Annotated in this window: 17 protein-coding genes; 7 read left to right on the top strand and 10 right to left on the bottom strand. The window is 35.7% G+C overall.

Features of this window, described 5'->3' with window-relative positions; all coding sequences use genetic code 11:
• The first annotated feature begins 10 nt into the window (after nt 1-10).
• The 7 genes from Q0992_RS07935 to Q0992_RS07905 are packed head-to-tail and all read left to right on the top strand — an operon-like array spanning nt 11 to nt 5,025.
• Nucleotides 11-682 (top strand): hypothetical protein, encoded by a 672-nt coding sequence (locus Q0992_RS07935; protein WP_299522104.1) that lies wholly within the window; start codon nt 11-13, stop codon nt 680-682.
• An 18-nt stretch (nt 683-700) separates the two neighbouring features.
• The gene (locus Q0992_RS07930; RefSeq protein WP_299522101.1) at nt 701-2,056 is read left to right on the top strand and encodes a histidine kinase; all 1,356 of its coding nucleotides are present in this window, start codon (nt 701-703) and stop codon (nt 2,054-2,056) included.
• A gap of 12 nt (nt 2,057-2,068) precedes the next feature.
• Nucleotides 2,069-2,386 (top strand): 2TM domain-containing protein, encoded by a 318-nt coding sequence (locus tag Q0992_RS07925; RefSeq protein ID WP_299522098.1) that lies wholly within the window; start codon nt 2,069-2,071, stop codon nt 2,384-2,386.
• A 2-nt stretch (nt 2,387-2,388) separates the two neighbouring features.
• Nucleotides 2,389-2,733 carry a 2TM domain-containing protein gene (locus Q0992_RS07920; RefSeq protein ID WP_299522095.1) on the top strand — a complete coding sequence of 115 codons (345 nt, stop codon included), beginning with the start codon at nt 2,389-2,391 and terminating at the stop codon, nt 2,731-2,733.
• A gap of 46 nt (nt 2,734-2,779) precedes the next feature.
• Nucleotides 2,780-3,916, top strand: coding sequence for an amidohydrolase family protein (locus Q0992_RS07915; protein WP_299522092.1), 1,137 nt, complete (start codon nt 2,780-2,782; stop codon nt 3,914-3,916).
• Between the two features lie 4 nt (nt 3,917-3,920).
• Nucleotides 3,921-4,244 carry a 2TM domain-containing protein gene (locus tag Q0992_RS07910; protein ID WP_299522089.1) on the top strand — a complete coding sequence of 108 codons (324 nt, stop codon included), beginning with the start codon at nt 3,921-3,923 and terminating at the stop codon, nt 4,242-4,244.
• Between the two features lie 25 nt (nt 4,245-4,269).
• Complete coding sequence (locus Q0992_RS07905; RefSeq protein ID WP_299522086.1) at nt 4,270-5,025, top strand: LytTR family DNA-binding domain-containing protein; 756 nt, start codon at nt 4,270-4,272, stop codon at nt 5,023-5,025.
• Here Q0992_RS07905 and Q0992_RS07900 read toward each other — a convergent pair.
• The 10 genes from Q0992_RS07900 to Q0992_RS07855 form a co-directional block, all read right to left on the bottom strand.
• Entirely contained in the window at nt 5,017-5,442 is a 426-nt protein-coding gene (locus Q0992_RS07900) for a DnaJ domain-containing protein (RefSeq protein WP_299522083.1), read from the bottom strand. The two genes, Q0992_RS07905 and Q0992_RS07900, sit on opposite strands and share 9 nt — an antisense overlap.
• 291 nt (nt 5,443-5,733) lie before the next feature.
• Entirely contained in the window at nt 5,734-6,912 is a 1,179-nt protein-coding gene (locus Q0992_RS07895; RefSeq protein WP_299522080.1) for an LETM1-related biofilm-associated protein, read from the bottom strand.
• Between the two features lie 47 nt (nt 6,913-6,959).
• On the bottom strand, nt 6,960-7,874 hold the full coding sequence (locus Q0992_RS07890) for an AraC family transcriptional regulator (protein ID WP_299522077.1): 915 nt from the start codon (nt 7,872-7,874) through the stop codon (nt 6,960-6,962).
• A 55-nt stretch (nt 7,875-7,929) separates the two neighbouring features.
• A complete protein-coding gene (locus Q0992_RS07885) occupies nt 7,930-8,685 on the bottom strand; it encodes an SDR family oxidoreductase (protein ID WP_299522074.1) in 756 nt (251 codons plus the stop codon).
• A 184-nt stretch (nt 8,686-8,869) separates the two neighbouring features.
• Nucleotides 8,870-9,442, bottom strand: coding sequence for a hypothetical protein (locus tag Q0992_RS07880; RefSeq protein WP_299522071.1), 573 nt, complete (start codon nt 9,440-9,442; stop codon nt 8,870-8,872).
• Nucleotides 9,443-9,642: 200 nt separating this feature from the next.
• Nucleotides 9,643-11,802, bottom strand: a complete 2,160-nt coding sequence (locus Q0992_RS07875; protein WP_299522068.1) for a COR domain-containing protein — start codon at nt 11,800-11,802, stop codon at nt 9,643-9,645.
• A gap of 517 nt (nt 11,803-12,319) precedes the next feature.
• Nucleotides 12,320-12,673 (bottom strand): hypothetical protein, encoded by a 354-nt coding sequence (locus Q0992_RS07870; RefSeq protein WP_299522065.1) that lies wholly within the window; start codon nt 12,671-12,673, stop codon nt 12,320-12,322.
• Nucleotides 12,666-15,092, bottom strand: a complete 2,427-nt coding sequence (locus Q0992_RS07865) for a penicillin acylase family protein (RefSeq protein ID WP_299522062.1) — start codon at nt 15,090-15,092, stop codon at nt 12,666-12,668. The genes Q0992_RS07870 and Q0992_RS07865 overlap by 8 nt, the downstream gene beginning before the upstream one ends.
• 38 nt (nt 15,093-15,130) lie before the next feature.
• Nucleotides 15,131-15,661 carry a CIA30 family protein gene (locus Q0992_RS07860; protein ID WP_367277952.1) on the bottom strand — a complete coding sequence of 177 codons (531 nt, stop codon included), beginning with the start codon at nt 15,659-15,661 and terminating at the stop codon, nt 15,131-15,133.
• Between the two features lie 71 nt (nt 15,662-15,732).
• Nucleotides 15,733-16,029 carry a DUF721 domain-containing protein gene (locus Q0992_RS07855; RefSeq protein ID WP_299522184.1) on the bottom strand — a complete coding sequence of 99 codons (297 nt, stop codon included), beginning with the start codon at nt 16,027-16,029 and terminating at the stop codon, nt 15,733-15,735.
• Nucleotides 16,030-16,381 lie beyond the last annotated feature (352 nt).

The raw sequence follows: 16,381 nt of genomic DNA, 5'->3' as shown, positions 1-16,381 counted from the left end.
ATAACAACAAATGAAATCGAAGATTCGCGAATACAAAAAGATAAATAGATGTCACATCAGTAAAAATTTATTAATTTTTGCTTTATTAGTAATTACTGGTGTAACAGCGGCACAAACCAATTTTGAAAAAGGAATGCAAAAAGCCTTTGATCTTTGGGAAGCCGATAAATTGGATGAGGCTGAAAATATGTTTGAGCGTATTGCAAAAGCTGAAGCCGATGAGTGGTTGCCTAACTATTACATTGCACAGATAAACAGCTTAAAAAGTTGGAATGTAAAAGACGAAGCCGTTTTAAAAGCCCAACTGGAAAAAGCACAGGAACATCTAGATATAGCCATGATTAAAAGTGAAGATAATGCGGAGCTTTTAGTCATACAAGCACAGGTTTATACCAATTGGGTGGCCTTTGATGGCATGAAATATGGAATGAAGTATTCTGCAAAAGTCACTGAAACTTATGCCAAGGCCTATAAAATAGATCCTAACAACCCAAGAGTTGCTTTTGGTAAAGCGGAATGGGGTATGGGAAGTGCTAAATTTTTTGGACAGGATATGGCGCCTTACTGCAAACAAATGGAAGCCGCCATTGAACTTTTTGATAACTTTAAACCAGAGAGTGACTTTCATCCTAATTGGGGAAAAGAACGTGCAGAGCAAGTGGTTAAAGATTGTAAATCTTAAACATTTAGAATACATAAAATGATAAAGTCAGTTAAGAATCTAGTTGTAGTTTTTATTATAGGTTGCGTAATCTATGCAATCAGGTATTTTTTGGTAGGAGATGAAATTAGATATGAAAACACCAACTTATACTTAATTGATTTTGGTATAACGCAGTTATATACCTTTGTACTAAGTTCTGTAAACATGCTTTATTTTCGTTTTATAAAACGATTAAAATTTAGAAGTTATGATGTAGTAAAACGTATAGTCTATGGTGTCGCTGGTGCAACAATGATTACTTTGACTACAATATTCTTTTTAAGGTTTATAGTTTTAGTCTTTATGTATGGCCAGTCTGTTCAAACATTTCTTCAAAATGATAGCTGGCAGGGATATTCTTTCGGGTTATGGATCACCCTTAGCATATTAAGTATATTTTATATAGCCTATTTCTATAACCGTTATCAGAAAAATAAGGTCAAAGAACAAAAAGTCATAGCAGGTGCGGCAAGTGCTAAGTTCGATGCTTTAAAGAATCAGTTAGATCCACATTTTCTGTTTAATAGTTTAAATGTATTGACCAGTTTAATAGAAGAGAATCCAGAAAGTGCACAAAAATTTACTACGGCTTTATCTAAGGTCTATCGCTATGTATTAGAACAGAAAAATAAGGAACTGGTCACCATAGATGAAGAACTCAACTTTGCAAGGACCTATATGTCACTTTTAAAAATGCGTTTTGAAGACAGTATCATTTTTGAAATTCCTGATAAAGCATCAAATCCTGAAAGTAAAGTAGTGCCCTTGTCCTTACAATTGCTTTTAGAAAATGCAGTAAAGCACAATATGGTAACGTCGAGTAGGCCGCTGCACATTAAGATATACGAAGATGGAAATCATCTGGTAGTGATGAACAATCTTCAACCAAAACAAATCGTAAAAAAGGGTAGTGGTGTAGGATTAGAGAATATTAAGCAACGCTACAAATTACTAACGGAACGAAAAGTTTACATCAATCAACGAGATACGGATTTTGCAGTTGCAATTCCTATGCTCACAAAACAAATAGCAATCATGAGAACAACACAAAAATCACAAGACCGTCTTAATGACGATTATGTTAGGGCACGTAACCGTGTGGAAGAACTTAAAGCATTTTATTATAGTTTAATTGCTTATGTCTTTGTTATCCCATTTTTAATCTTTATCTGGTACAGATTTACAAGCCATACCATTCAATGGTTCTGGTTCCCAATATTTGGTTGGGGAATTGGCTTAGTTTTTCAGGCCTATAGAGTTTATGTCGATAACGGTGCATTAGGGGCTAAGTGGGAAGAACGCAAAATTGAAGAGTACATGCGTAAGGAAGAGGAAAAAAATCGTTGGAACTAAGACCTAGAAATTATGAAAAATCAAAATTCTAATTTAAGTTATATCAGGGCCAAAAATAAGGTCGAAAAAGAGCGAGGTTTTTACACGCATCTTATAATATATGTGCTGGTGAATGTGTTCATAACTTTGCTTAAAGTATGGAATGATTTAGACAGTTGGGAAAGTTTTACCAATGAGTTGATAAGCATTAATGTTTTGAGCGTCTGGGTCATTTGGGGCATCTTTCTCATATTACATTTCCTGTCCTTTAAATTTGGAGGAGCTTGGGAAGAGCGCAAAATAGAAGCGTTAATGAATAAAGAATTGTCGAACGATAAAAAATTAAAATAATCATGGAAAAGTATAGTATAGAACCTTATAAGAATAAGGATGAGGTTTCAGATTTTAGAAAAGAAGAAGCATACATGCGTGCTAAAAAGAAGGTAGATTCAATTGTTGGCTTTTACTGGCACTTTGCGGTGTATTTGGTAGTAAACGTCTTTTTAATTTTATTGATTGGCTTTAACTCTGGCAATGGATTTTCTGGTTTCGGACCTTATGCCACAGCGGCATTTTGGGGCATTGGATTACTCTTTCATTTTATTGGTGTTTTTGGGCCGGATTTCTTTTTCGGCGAAAACTGGGAGAAACGAAAGATTAAGGAGTTTATGGACAAGGAAGAACGTAACTGGGAATAGTTCGAATACCTAGTTGCAGTGTTTTTAAATATCCAAAATTCTAATTATGTATAGAACCAACATAGTTTTGGCCTTTATCGTATGCATGTTCATTGGAAATGCCCAAAACAGTTTTATCATTAAAAATGTAAAAGTATTTGATGGGGAGTCCGTCATAGCTTCTACTTCTGTTAAGGTTGAAGATGGTATTATTACAGAAGTTTCGAAAACGATAAAAGCCTTGAATAATGATGAAGTAATTAATGGCAAAGGCAAAACTTTATTACCAGCATTATCTAATGCTCATGTACATGCTTGGACACCACAATCCTTAACCGAAGCTGCGCAAGCAGGAGTTTTGAACGTCATGGACATGCATGGTCTAGAACCCTATCAAACCATGATGAGGCAACTTAAGGACTCTACTAACTTTGCGAGATATTATGTATCAGGATATGCTGCAACGGCTCCTGATGGTCACGGCACACAATATGGTTTCCCGGTGCCTACACTCACCAAGCCCGAAGATGCTAAGAAATTCATTGAGGGTCGAGTAAAGGCCAATGTAGACCATATAAAAATCATCGTGGAGCCTTGGAGAAATACATTGTCAATAGAAACGGTTTCAGAACTCATTAAAGAAGCGCATAAGGCTAAAAAAATAGCGGTTGTTCATGTTAGTCGATTAGAAGATGCAGTCAGTGTTTTAAATAAGAATGCTGATGGATTGGTACATCTATGGAGAGATAAAGAATTGGATAAAGCAGCACTCAATACGCTTTCTAAGGAAAAAGATTTTTTTGTGATTCCGACTTTGCTTACAACACTCAAAGCTTTTGAAAGTATAGGCGAAAGAGCCAGTAGTTTCTTAACCAAAGCACAATTATTATCTGAGCTTAAAAAGCTCTATGAAGCTGGTGTGCCTATTTTAGCAGGAACAGATCCACCAAATGTAGGCATCAATTATGGCACGGATTTATATAAGGAATTAGAACTTTTAAAGGCATCGGGACTTTCAAATATTGAGGTCTTAAAAGCTGGAACGAGCAATATTGCGCAGGCCTTTGCTTTAGAAAAAACAGGTTTTATAAAGCCGGGTTATATTGCTGATTTAATCTTGGTTGATGGTGATGTTACACAAAACATTAATGCTATCTCTAACACCAAAATCGTTTGGAAAGAAGGGAAACGTGTAAAACTCTAAACTAATGAAAACCATTTCAAAACAAGAAAAGTATCTTAAGACTCAACGCATACTCAGAAGAACTAGGCTATTTTATATCCATTTAGCGGGTTATATACTAGTTGTTGGTCTTATTTCACTTAACTTTTATATCCTAGAAGAAGGACCTTATAAAAGTACCATTACAGCATTAAATCTAAGTATTTTAGGAACTTGGACGGTTTTTATAATTATTCATGGCATTGATGTGTATCGCAGACGATCTCTTTTCAAAAAAACTTGGGAGGACAAAAAAATAGACGAGTTTATTGATAAGGAATCTAAAATTGAAATCAAACTCTGGAAATAATCAATTAAAAGCTTAAAATTAAACTATGAAGGTAATCATAATAGAAGACGAAAAACCATCAGCACGACGTTTACAGCGTATGTTAAAATCCTTTGATGTTGAGGCGGAAACGCTACTACATTCCGTCGAAGAATCCATAGCATGGTTTCAAACCAATGAACATCCCGATTTAATTTTTTTGGATATTCAATTGAGTGATGGTCTGTCTTTTGAGATTTTTGAAGCTATAGAAATCAATTCAGCTGTAATCTTTACGACCGCTTATGATGAATATGCCTTGCAGGCTTTTAAACTTAATAGTATAGATTATTTATTGAAGCCTATTGATGAGGACGAGCTCAAAACAGCAATTAATCAATATAAAGGCACTACACAACAACAGAAATCAGTTACTTTAGACTTTAATGACATAAAAAAGCTACTGGTCAACCCAATTGAGCGCGAATACAAAAAGCGTTTTTCGGTAAAGGTAGGTCAACACATTAAGTTAATAAATGTCGAAGAGATTGAATGTATATATAGCGAGAATAAAGGAACTTACGCTCATACAAATGGAGGTCGTAATTATCTTTTGGATATGACCTTAGATCAGCTTGAGGATGAGCTCGAGCCACATATGTTTTACAGAATTAGCCGAAAGTTTTATGTGAATATCAATGCTATAAAGGATATTATCAGCTATACCAATTCAAGGCTTCAAATTAAACTAAACCATTATAACGAACAAGACGTTATTGTAGCCAGAGAACGTGTAAAAGATTTTAAGAACTGGTTAGAATAAATCAAAGATATCACCTATACCATCAAAAAGTTGATCAGTTCCTGCGAATAAACCATCTAGGAAGTCACCATTCAAAACAAAAATATCGAGAAGTAAGAGTTCTTCTAAGCCAATACCTTCGTATTTTTTAGATTTCTTTTTGGCCTCTTTTTGCCAGTCTTCATACTCCTGTTTTTGTTCTATGATTACGGGCTTATTAGTAGCTTCATGATTTAGAATTGTATCATACTCACGACGTTTATCTTCATTAGATAAAATGTCGAAGGCTTCCACGAGTTGTTCAAATTTTTCTCTTGCCTCAGGCGAAGCGTTATTATCGGGATGATACATTGCAATTTCTTTTCTAAAGGCTTTTTTAATAGTTTCTAAATTGGCGGATTGGTCGATATTAAGCAACATGTAGTAATTAGTAATCATGACTAAATATTATATCTATGTGTAATCAATTTGGCCTAAATGTTACAGTTTGCCATTTTTTTATTCAGAATAGGACTATATTCTAATTGTCATTTCGAAATGAGTCCCGATAGCTATCAGGACGATTGAGAAATCTTTAGGCGCAGTGGCGTTAAATCAAACCAATTCTATTTTTTGCTGTTGATGTGATGTCTCACGGCCTGCACTGAGCGTCGCGCCTTTCAGGATCTTTTACGGCGGACGACAGTCGAAGTGTTCGACATGACTTCGTTTGTCAAAAGGTATAATTAATTACACCTTATCGTTTTCTATCCTATTATCATCAAAAGCCGAAGGCAATAATTTTGGAATGAATTTTACGAAAAGCGGCAGTAAAATCATTCCTCCAGGCAACATAAAAATGGCTAAACTTGGAATGGATTTGAATATATCTATGAGTTGCGATTGAATTTTTTTCTGTTCCTCGTCAGTTAAATTCCGTTGAGTCGATTGTGCTAAGAGCCACATGGCTTCCTTACTTTCTGAGAGCTCTTTAATCAATCGTTTGCTGTTGCGCTTAATTAATTTGGAGACCACCTTACTGCTATTGTCATAAAAACTTTGAGCTAAGTTCTTAGAACGCAAAAATGCCACATCATCCTTATACTTTGCATAAAAGCGATTGATATCATCGACGGATTTTGTAATGTCGTTATTCTGTAAATCCAGATCGGTCTTTAAGCGATTTAAAAACTCACGCTCTTCTTTGTCAATCACTTTGTCGCTCCAAGAAGCCATACACACCAAATCAATAAGGTATAGCTTTTCTAACGGTTCGGTAATAAAAGTAATCGCATCGTTGTAAGATGGTAATTCAGAATTTTTATGGCGTACCGATTCTTTAAATAAGCGTATAAGATTGTTGTCATATTCGGTTTTTTTGGATTTCGCATCTATAGCAGAAAAGATGATGGTTTCTAAGGCCGATTCCAAATTATTCACATAAGCCCTAACGTTGGTTTCATCTTTTAAAAAGCGCTGATAGCCCAAAACATCTACAAACAATAAGGCATTAATCAAAAAGTAGTTAAAGGTTTTGGTGATAAAATTATCGTCGATATTAATGCGCTTGTGAATCATTTTTTCCAACAGACTATCCGATGACTTATCGCCAAATAACTCATCAAAAAAGGAACGTCTTTTAGTGCTTGTCGCTTTATAAAATCTAATAAGGCTGTCGGTAAAGCTTTCTTGGCACTTCCTCTTTTCGTGAATAAAATAGTAGGTGACCAACAAGTTGATTTTACAGCGTTCTTCATCTGTAAACTCAAAAGGTTTTGCAATATCGAGCACCACGCTCACATTGCTACCATAGATGAATCCGGTTTGCTTAAGTCTATTATAAAACTGCGAAGTTTCCATCTGAGCACAAGATGTTTCAGAAACCTCTAGGAGTAGTTTTTTTATCCAGCCGCTAGCCGATGGATTCATGAGCATTAATCAATTATACCATAAAGATAATTTTTATCTGCAAACTTTCAGTTAAATGTTTTTCTAAATTCCAAGGGAGACATCTCCGTTTTACTCTTAAATAATTTGGTGAAGGATGCAGGTTGCTCAAAGCCAAGATTATAGGCAATTTCACTAATGGATAAATTGGTAGCCGATAGTTGTGTTTTGGCTTTTTCAATGAGTTTTTGATGAATGTGCTGCTGCGTGCTCATACCAGTTAAGGACTTTAGCATACTGCTCAAATAGTTAGGAGATAGATTCAAGTGGTCCGCTACCCATTGTACTGTTGGTAAGCCTTTTTCAATAAGGGAATCGGCTTTAAAATAGTCTTTAAGCAAAGTTTCTAAACCATCCAGTATTTTATGGTTAACAATTTGTCTGGTGATGAACTGGCGTTCGTAAAACCGTTCGGCATAATTGAGTAAAAGTTCAATTTGTGAAATGATGATATTTTGGCTGAACTTATCGATGTTCGATTGGTATTCGCGCTGAATATTTTGAAGCAAATCTCCCATCATGGTTTCCTCTTTTTCAGAGAGGAACAAGGCTTCATTAATGGCATAGCCAAAAAACTCATAGCGTTGCATTTTTTCAGCTAAACTGGTATTCCACATAAAATCTGGGTGAATCAATAACAACCAGCCTGATGGTGTATGCCCAACATTAGGGTTACTACCAACACTCAATACTTGATTGGGCGCAATAAAGGTCATTACGCCTTCATCGAAATCGTATTCCTGCTGTCCATAGAAAAATTTATAGGGAATATTGCGCTTCAGACCAATGGTATAGTAATCTTGCGTCCATATCATCTCACTAACGTTATCTGGATAGCGCACTTTAGAATAATCCACCAAGCTGATTAAGGGATGCTCAGGTGCAGGCAATTGTGCTATTTTATGGTAGTCTCCTACTTTTTTAAAACGTGTGATGTGTTTCATTGTCATAAATTTAATAAAAAGAACTGGGAGATTCATCTCCCAATTCTCTATAAGGTTATACCAACATACCACCAGATACCTCAATGCGTTGGGCATTGATCCAACCTGCATCGTCTGAACATAAAAAGGCCACGACACCACCGATATCCTCGGCTTCGCCAATACGACCCAATGCGGTGACACTGGCAATCATTTTGACTTTGTCTTCTGCTTTGTTGCTACCACCTGCAAAATCGGTTGCAATAGCTCCTGGCGCTACGGTATTGGCCGTAATTTTTCGGTCTCCGAGTTCCTTGGCCAAATAACGTGTAAAGACTTCAATGGCGCCTTTCATGATGGCGTAAGATGACATGCCAGGCAAACTAAAGCGTGTCAATCCACTCGAAATATTAATGATACGGCCGCCAGTATTTAAAAATGGTAAAGCGGCTTGCGTCATAAAGTACACACTTTTAAGGTGTACGTTCATCATTTCATTAAACTGGTCTTCTGTAGTATTGGCCACTATATTAAAGGTGCCAGTCCCTGCATTGTTAATCAGAAAATCGAAGTTTGGGCTATCGTTTTTCTCTTTAAGATAGTTTGTGGCACTGGCAATAAACGCTTGTCCGCTTTTATAGTCGTTGGCATCAAATAGAAAGGCTTTGGCATCTTGCCCTAAAGCCTTAATCTCATTGATGACGTCTTCTGCTTTTGCGGTGTTACTGTGATACGAAAAGATAATGTCCACACCCTTTTTGGCGAGGCTTAGCGCCATGTCTCTTCCTAGTCCACGGCTGCCTCCTGTGATTAGTGCTGTTTTTGTATTCATAATTTTGTGATTCTTTGTCCGACGAAGCTTTCCTCTATCTTCGTAGCTAAAAGCGGAGGAGATAAAGCGAAGTCGGGTTTGGTTATGATACAAAGTTGCGACTAATGGCTTATTCTAATTTTGCCAAATCTAAGCTTGTGTTGTTTAAATCTACGATTGCCCGAATCTTAGTTAGATTTTTTGTCTAATAGCGTATTTCTATAGCAAAACCTGCAGAGGATTGCATATTATCAGAAAGTTTACTATCCGTAACACCAAGGAACAGGAATTGTGCTCCTACAGGCACCGTAATTTGTATTTGATTTTCGTCAATCCTAAAATCCTCAGGAATATCAGTGACTTGATTTTGCTCAAAGGTGTTGTCGGTCACTCGATCTTCACCAGCGTCAATAGCATCCACAACTCTGTTGAGTTCACTGCTGTCGAGTAGTAAATTAGATGATGAAAACACACCAGCTGCACTATCCCTTGTGCTGCCTGTTGGACTGTTGATATAATTACCTATGGTCTTAAGACGTAAGACATCACCAGGGGAAATGTTAAGGGCATTGAGATTAACGACGGCAGGATTTGTTGAGGTATCTACATTATCGACTCTTAAAAATGTAGCTTGAGCACCAATAGTCACGTTTTCTGTTTCTAGTTGAGGGTCATCGGATCTGTTGTCATCATCACTACAGCCTAATGTAGTTAGAAGAATAAACGATAATACAAATACATAATTAAATCGAGTTTGTTTTAAGAATTTTAATAACATAACAAAAAATTATAAATGTTGGTTTAGTTATGTATCGTAAACACCCTAAAATGTCATCATAGGTTTTAAAGTGAAATTATTGAGCAATGACGAGTTGCTAAATCTATGGTTGTGGAGTTTGAATCTATGGTTGCAATAATACTTTATTCCCACTTTAAAGATCCTAGTTTAAGTGGATTTAATTCTTTATAATTCAAACATTACTTTTTTGAAAGAGGTTTTTTAGAAACAAATCTTTCAATTAGCTTTTTTACGTCCACACCAATCCCAAAAAAATTAGGTTGGATTACTACTAAGTCATTTACTTTTTTGATAAATGATTCTTCGTTATCGGTTTCATTTTTAAGTTGTTTAAGTAATCTTAATATTTCCTCATTAATAGGTTGTTGAGTTAACCTAAAATCACCTAATAATGCCGATACGGATACTTGTTCTCCTGATTTAGGGCATGGGAACGACTCCACATTTTTATTATTAAATTGTTTTATTGTATCAAATTTGATTTTTTCTGGAAATTTGTCATTACTGCATTCACTACAACAACAGGCAATCAATTCTGTTACAGGTGGGTTTCTTAAAGTTTTGTGTATTTGATTGATTTGTCTTCTAATAAGGGATAATAGCTCCCTTTTTTCATCACCCACTAAATAGATTGAAATCTTCCAATCAAATCTATTCTCCAATATTAAAGCTTTAGTTGTTAATTTTTTGGGTTTTACTGTCTCATCTTCTTTATGTATATAAGTTATTTCTTCTAGTATTACACCTGATTTCCAAAATAGTCTTTGTTTGATGATTTCATGAACTCTTACAATTAGCCTAGTCATTATCCCAGCTGGCATGAAATCATACTTGAATTCAAACACCAAATTTTCATCATAATTCCAATCGAACTTTGGCTTGGTAGATTGTAACTTTGACGGTATAATGAACCAATTATTTTTTGGTAATTGAAAGCAAAGCTCAAATTTCTTCATTAATTCCAAAAGATGAACATAATTTTCTTCAGGATAACCATCTTTACGGCGCCATATTTTTGGGAGTTGCTCCAAACTAAATTTTCCAATATTTTCTTCAATAATTTCGTGATCCAATACTTTATAAACTGCATTTGTTGCCCAAGCAGGATTTAAGAATATCATTCCTTTTAGTATTGGGTTATCTCGAAAATGTAAGAATACACCTAAAATATGGTAGTAATAACTTAATTCTCGTGCCAAGTTTTCAGCTATACCTTTTTCTTGACATATATTTATATAATAATCATATGAGATGAAATTTTGCTTTAAACTTTCCAGCCTACTTCTTACTGCTACCCAGTTTTTGGGGAGCTCTTGACCAACGTGTTCAAGTTTTGTAATATTTTTTTCGATTATATCTAGAAGTTCACTACGTCCTTTACCATTTAAGGAACTAATTTTTGCAAAATCTATTATGTTTGGAAATTGTTCTTTGTAAAGCTCAATATCTATTTCTTTTAATCTTTCATCTATTTTATTTAGAACAATAACAGTAGGTGATTCATTGCTTAATAGTTTAATGGTTTTAAGCCAATAACCAAAACTTGAAACGTCAGAATCCTTTCTTGCATCAAAAACTAAAAGATAAAGAGATCTTTCAGTCAAAAAAAATTGGTGGGTTGAATGATAAATTTCTTGGCCACCAAAATCCCATAGATTAATTCTAAATCTTTTTGACAGAGAAGTTGATAAATTCCATTTAGAGATATCAATACCCTCTGTAGAGCTATTTTTCCTTTTACTTATTATCTTGTTATAAATTAACCTTTCCTTAAGCCATGTTTTTCCAACTTCTCCTTCTCCAACTATAAGTAATTTTGCTTCGTATAGTTTTACAGTATCCCCATCTAATTTGGATTTTAAATAGTCCAATATGACGTTAGTGTTTTGGACAAGTAATTCGGGTGATAAATCTTTAAATCTATTTTTACCTAATAATAAGCTATGCAAATTTGTTAACTTACCTAAGGTGTAGGGTAAAGAATCCAGTCTATTAAATCGAATATCTAAAAACTCCAAATTTTTTAAGTTTGAGATACTGTCAGATATTACTTGGATTTTGCAACTGTTTACTACTAGAATCCTTAAATTGACAAGCTTACATATGTCTTCAGAAATTTCTGTTATCTCATTTCCACTTAAGTAAAGTACTTCAAGGTTTTTAAGTTTTGAAATAGATCTTGGAATTTCAGTTAACCCATTTCGTATAAGACTTAATGATTTAAGCTTAGTAAGTTCAAAAACTTCTTTTGGAATTTTTTTTAATTGTGCTTGACCTAAGTTAAGCTCTTTGAGGTTATAGAGCTTAGCATCATAAATTCTTTTTTCCCAATAATCCATTATTTTATTTAATTAATGATTAACAATTATTATCGGTGGAATAAATATCAAAATGTGATAAATCAATAGCGTTTTAAATAATAATCCACTTTAATTTTAAACACGTCAAAACCATTTAATTCATGATATTTGACTTTGTTAGCTTTGAACATTTTATAATCGATTGGCTCATGATTTTCATGTCTTTCCAAATTCCTTATTTCTTTTCAATTCGTTTTAGTCTTTTTACAATATTCATTTCATATTGTTCAAGTAGTATTTTGTTGTTTGAGGCAAAACTTACATCATTTTTATGATTTTTAACTCGTTAATAATTTCATCGAGTTTTTGTCCAACACTTTCTGATTAATTAAGATTGTTTGAAGCTCTTATACTGTTATAATATTAGATTTAAACAAGTGTCCAAAAGAATAAACACATCTTGTTTATTCTTTCTAAATTTTGTCAGTTAAAGATAGCTTTAAAAACATAGATTACTATACGTAAAACTACATATTTTTAAGAAAATACAGGCTTATTAAGATTTAGTCAACATGATCAACTGCTTCCCAAAAATCGCTGCAATACCAGCCGCTAAACCACCAACAACTCCAGTGACTAAAATCAAGAGATACGGATTCCCACCGAGTTCCAGCAATTGGGAAATTTTCTTGGCGAGTATAAAATCGTTAGCACTACTTAAGAAAAAACTAAAGCCTGCCCAAAATACCAATATCGCTAAAAAAGGCACAAAAAATACGGCCGCTCTTTTTAAAGGAATAAATAAAGCCGTGGCCAAGGCAGCAGTCATGATAGACCACCAAGGTAAAAACAAAGACAGGACAATAGCTAAAACAAGGGTAGCGATAAAGTTGGTGATATTTTTAGTCATTACTTGCTGGTGTTAAGGTTTGTGTACCAATAATCGCATCTGTAACGGTATTGGATTGTAAAAAGTTAAGGTTGTAATAATTCCCTGCAGCCCAATCGTCGATAAAATTATCGTAGTACTGGCTACCCGGATTACCCGATTGGCCACCAGGATAAATACCAATGGCCGTTGGTGGTGTCGTCATTTCTACAATCATACGCCATGATGGACCGTGATTTTCAGAAGTGGCATTCACAATGTTGCGGTCACCTCCGATAGGGATGTCAAATCGCGAAAAGGCGGGTAAGGCTTGTAACAAATGCCCAGCATACGTGGCTTTATACTTTAACCATGTGTAATCGCCTTTTTCTTCCTTAATTTCCATTAAACGTTCAGCGGCTTCTTTAAAAGCTAGTAAAAACAAATCCTTAGCCGTTTCGGTGGTATCCTCTGTTTCAACCATATCCATATACTCATGATCACCATGGTTCTTTAATAGGTAAATGGTTTGGTAGGTGGTGGGCGCATCCAAAGCAGTGTCTTCAACATCAAATTCGTCCCAAGTCATGTTATACAATCTGCCATACCATTGTCTCCAAATACTAGGCCCTACTTCATCGATATCATTATTAAAATTCCAGGCTTTGATGTCTTCGTAAACCGCTTTCTCAGCTTCAGATAGGGAAGAAGCATCCATATGTGTTAGCATATAAGGCACGAGTTCGGCAGCTTTCAAATTATAATTATTGTTATGCAAATCCTTAAAGTCCTGTACGCTAAAGGTGTCTTTAGAATTAAAGACGTCATTAATCACTCGGTTGCGGTAGGTCTCGTAACCATCGTTAAAGACATAAAAGGGATAATTTTCATCCACAGGATGTTGGTTGGCAGAACTAACAAATCCTCTTTCGGGATTTTTAGTATGTGCATTAAACGCTTGCGGAATATAGGATTGCCAGTCGTTTTCCGGATTGCTGCCATCCATTAAGAACTTGCCCTGACCTTCCCATTTATTGGCAAATTTTCCTTGTATCCAAAGCGCAATATCACCTTCGGTGGAGGCAAATACAAAGTTTTGTGCTGGTGCATTCCAGTATTGTAAAGCACTCACATAATCGTCGTAATTCTTGGCTTTATTAAGTTCGATAAAGGTACGTTGGTTATTGCCACCATCATGACCTATCCATCGCATGGCATAGCCTGCCAATTCATTATCGCCTTTAAAATTCTTGTCAAATACCACAGGACCATGATGGGTGTACAATACCGAATCTTTATAGTTTTCCTTGCCTCTTATTCTAATGTCTTCAACTCTTAGGGTGACATCTTTCCAACCACCATCATATTTGTATTGGGTACGATTGGCATTGAATTCCACTTTGTACCAATCAATCACGTCTCGTGTCGCATTGGTTTCTCCCCAAGCGATGTATTGGTTAAAGCCTGAAATGACACTCAAAGCACCTGGAATAGTCGCTCCAAAGGCATTGTGCTTTGGCGTACTGAGTTGCATCACAAACCAAATAGCAGGTAAATTTAAGCTCAAATGTGGATCGTTAGCCAGAATAGGGTTTCCGGTGGCTGACTTCACTCCTGAAACCGCCCAATTGTTACTCCCATTATCTGGGTTTGGTTTTTCAATGCTTTCTGCTATGGTGTCCAAAACGGCTGCCTTACTAGCTGGTAATTCGGTTTGTGGGACGTCGATAAAACTCCAGTCGGTTTCCTTTGGAATAACGGGATCGGTACTGTCAAAAAAATCTGGAAACAACAAATCAAAATTCTTTTGCCCAATGAGTCGCAGTACATTGGTATATTCTAAATCGTCATCACCTCCTGCCAACATTTTGGTCATGTACATGAGCAGCAAAGCCGTTTTTTTCGGTGACCAAGCTTCTGGCGTATAATCCAATAATTTATATTCTACTGGATAATCCTTGGAGTCGAGTTGGTCGATATAGGCATTTACACCATCGGCATAATCCTGAACATAGCTTAAGGTTTCCGTATCGTATTGTTCCATGTATTTAATGGCATTGTCTGCACCATAACCCATACCACGTCTGCGTTCGGTACGGTCGTAGTTTAAGGCACCTTCGCCAAAGATTTCGGACAATCGTCCTGCTGCTGCATGGGTTTGAAATTCCAACTGCCATAAACGATGTTTTGCCGTTAGGTAACCTTGGGCTTTGTATAGATCGTGTTCGTTTTGCGCAAAGACATGTGGAATCATGTATTCGTCATAGTGCACTGTGACCTTATCTTTTAAGCCTGGAATAGCAATGTCTCCAGTGATGGTTTCATCGGTTTCATTTTGCCAGATACCCGAAGTCGGATTTAAGAATTTACCCAACGGTGGAATAGTACCAAATTTTGTATTTAAAGCATAAAAAATGCCTATGGTAAGCACCAAGGACAAGAGAAGTTTTGCGTATTTCATTAAGTGGAATGATTATTTGCACTTAAAAATACCAAATATTATTCTAACGTAATAGTGTCAATCAATAGTTTGAAACTTTCTTTTTTCTTGTTGCCTATCAAAAATGCGATTTCTTCCATTTGATTGCCTTTAAAGTTCGGCATGTCTAGACGGTAGCCTCTAAACGAAGCGTACATGTCAGCAAAAGGAACTTCAACGGTTTGCCATTCGCCAGTAGTTTCAAATTTACAGATATACGAATAGCGATTATAACGACTGTCCTTAACCCTTAATTGATAGGTTTTGCCATCACCTTTTAGTCGCAGTTTGAATTTTGAATAGTCCGATGCATCTACAGTTTCAAAATAATAACGCAGTGACGAAAAACCACCATTGTTTGCTAAAGAAATGTCGCCATAGTATTCACCATAACCATCGTCATTAATCTTAAAATGACCATCAGATCGTCCACCCATAACCACATCATCCAAAATTCTCCAGTTGTCGATATTGCTTTCCGAAGTGAATTGAAATAAGGTCATGGATTGTTGAAATAGAATAACTGAAACAAATAAAAGTAGTCGCATCATAGCTTTTTGTAAAGATACGAAGCTACAAAGGGATCATTTTCAGATTTTTGAAAACTTTAGCAGTTTGACGCTTATCGGAGCACTAACTTTTTTACGAGGTCTTTACCGATAGATTCGTTAAGCATTTTTATAATTTTCTCAGTGCCATAACTTAACTCTTCGCGCAAGACACTAGAACTTAACTGTACATAAAGGGTCTCGTGTTTTAGCTCAATGGCAGTCGTGTAGTTGTTAACGCCATTTCCCATAAGATTTGTCCAAGCTTCGCGCACGTTGACTTTGTCTAAACCAGTTTGTAAATTATTCGTTTCAACAAACTCTTTGAGAATCTCTTCAATAGGGCGGTTATCGTTGTTGCGCTTTGTCATGTTTACTTCCTGTGAATCCCGATAACCATCGGGAAGGAATTTCGTCATTTAATGTACAGTATTACAAAGGTCGAAAATTTGAACGAACTTTTGCTCTAATAAAAGTGAAAGTTTGTTTTAAGAAGATTCTCGTTACAATCCCAATTGCTATTGGAATTACTCGAACTGACATCATCATTAGCTGTTACTTTGGTTTCTGTAAATTCTTCAGGGCATTTGTCATTTCGAAATGGGCGCAGCGATTGAGAAATTTTTAGATTTTGCTAGGCAAAACCCTTAGGCTCTGCAAGCTGAATCACTTAGATCTATTTTATGCTGATTATGTGATGTCTAGCGGCTTGCACTGAGCGAC

Source organism: Winogradskyella sp. (assembly GCF_028289625.1).
Taxonomy (GTDB): Bacteria; Bacteroidota; Bacteroidia; order Flavobacteriales; family Flavobacteriaceae; genus Winogradskyella.
Note: the sequence above shows the minus strand (reverse complement) of the source record. Positions and strands in the feature narration are given on the sequence as shown.

Coding starts and splice junctions, on each gene's coding strand:
- Q0992_RS07905 (WP_299522086.1), top strand. CDS start 4,270: ATGAAGGTAATCATAATAGAAGACGAAAAACCATCAGCACGACGTTTA.
- Q0992_RS07875 (WP_299522068.1), bottom strand. CDS start 11,802: ATGGATTATTGGGAAAAAAGAATTTATGATGCTAAGCTCTATAACCTC.
- Q0992_RS07930 (WP_299522101.1), top strand. CDS start 701: ATGATAAAGTCAGTTAAGAATCTAGTTGTAGTTTTTATTATAGGTTGC.
- Q0992_RS07860 (WP_367277952.1), bottom strand. CDS start 15,661: ATGATGCGACTACTTTTATTTGTTTCAGTTATTCTATTTCAACAATCC.
- Q0992_RS07920 (WP_299522095.1), top strand. CDS start 2,389: ATGGAAAAGTATAGTATAGAACCTTATAAGAATAAGGATGAGGTTTCA.
- Q0992_RS07880 (WP_299522071.1), bottom strand. CDS start 9,442: ATGTTATTAAAATTCTTAAAACAAACTCGATTTAATTATGTATTTGTA.
- Q0992_RS07855 (WP_299522184.1), bottom strand. CDS start 16,029: ATGACAAAGCGCAACAACGATAACCGCCCTATTGAAGAGATTCTCAAA.
- Q0992_RS07865 (WP_299522062.1), bottom strand. CDS start 15,092: ATGAAATACGCAAAACTTCTCTTGTCCTTGGTGCTTACCATAGGCATT.
- Q0992_RS07925 (WP_299522098.1), top strand. CDS start 2,069: ATGAAAAATCAAAATTCTAATTTAAGTTATATCAGGGCCAAAAATAAG.
- Q0992_RS07895 (WP_299522080.1), bottom strand. CDS start 6,912: ATGAATCCATCGGCTAGCGGCTGGATAAAAAAACTACTCCTAGAGGTT.
- Q0992_RS07885 (WP_299522074.1), bottom strand. CDS start 8,685: ATGAATACAAAAACAGCACTAATCACAGGAGGCAGCCGTGGACTAGGA.
- Q0992_RS07910 (WP_299522089.1), top strand. CDS start 3,921: ATGAAAACCATTTCAAAACAAGAAAAGTATCTTAAGACTCAACGCATA.
- Q0992_RS07870 (WP_299522065.1), bottom strand. CDS start 12,673: ATGACTAAAAATATCACCAACTTTATCGCTACCCTTGTTTTAGCTATT.
- Q0992_RS07935 (WP_299522104.1), top strand. CDS start 11: ATGAAATCGAAGATTCGCGAATACAAAAAGATAAATAGATGTCACATC.
- Q0992_RS07900 (WP_299522083.1), bottom strand. CDS start 5,442: ATGATTACTAATTACTACATGTTGCTTAATATCGACCAATCCGCCAAT.
- Q0992_RS07915 (WP_299522092.1), top strand. CDS start 2,780: ATGTATAGAACCAACATAGTTTTGGCCTTTATCGTATGCATGTTCATT.
- Q0992_RS07890 (WP_299522077.1), bottom strand. CDS start 7,874: ATGAAACACATCACACGTTTTAAAAAAGTAGGAGACTACCATAAAATA.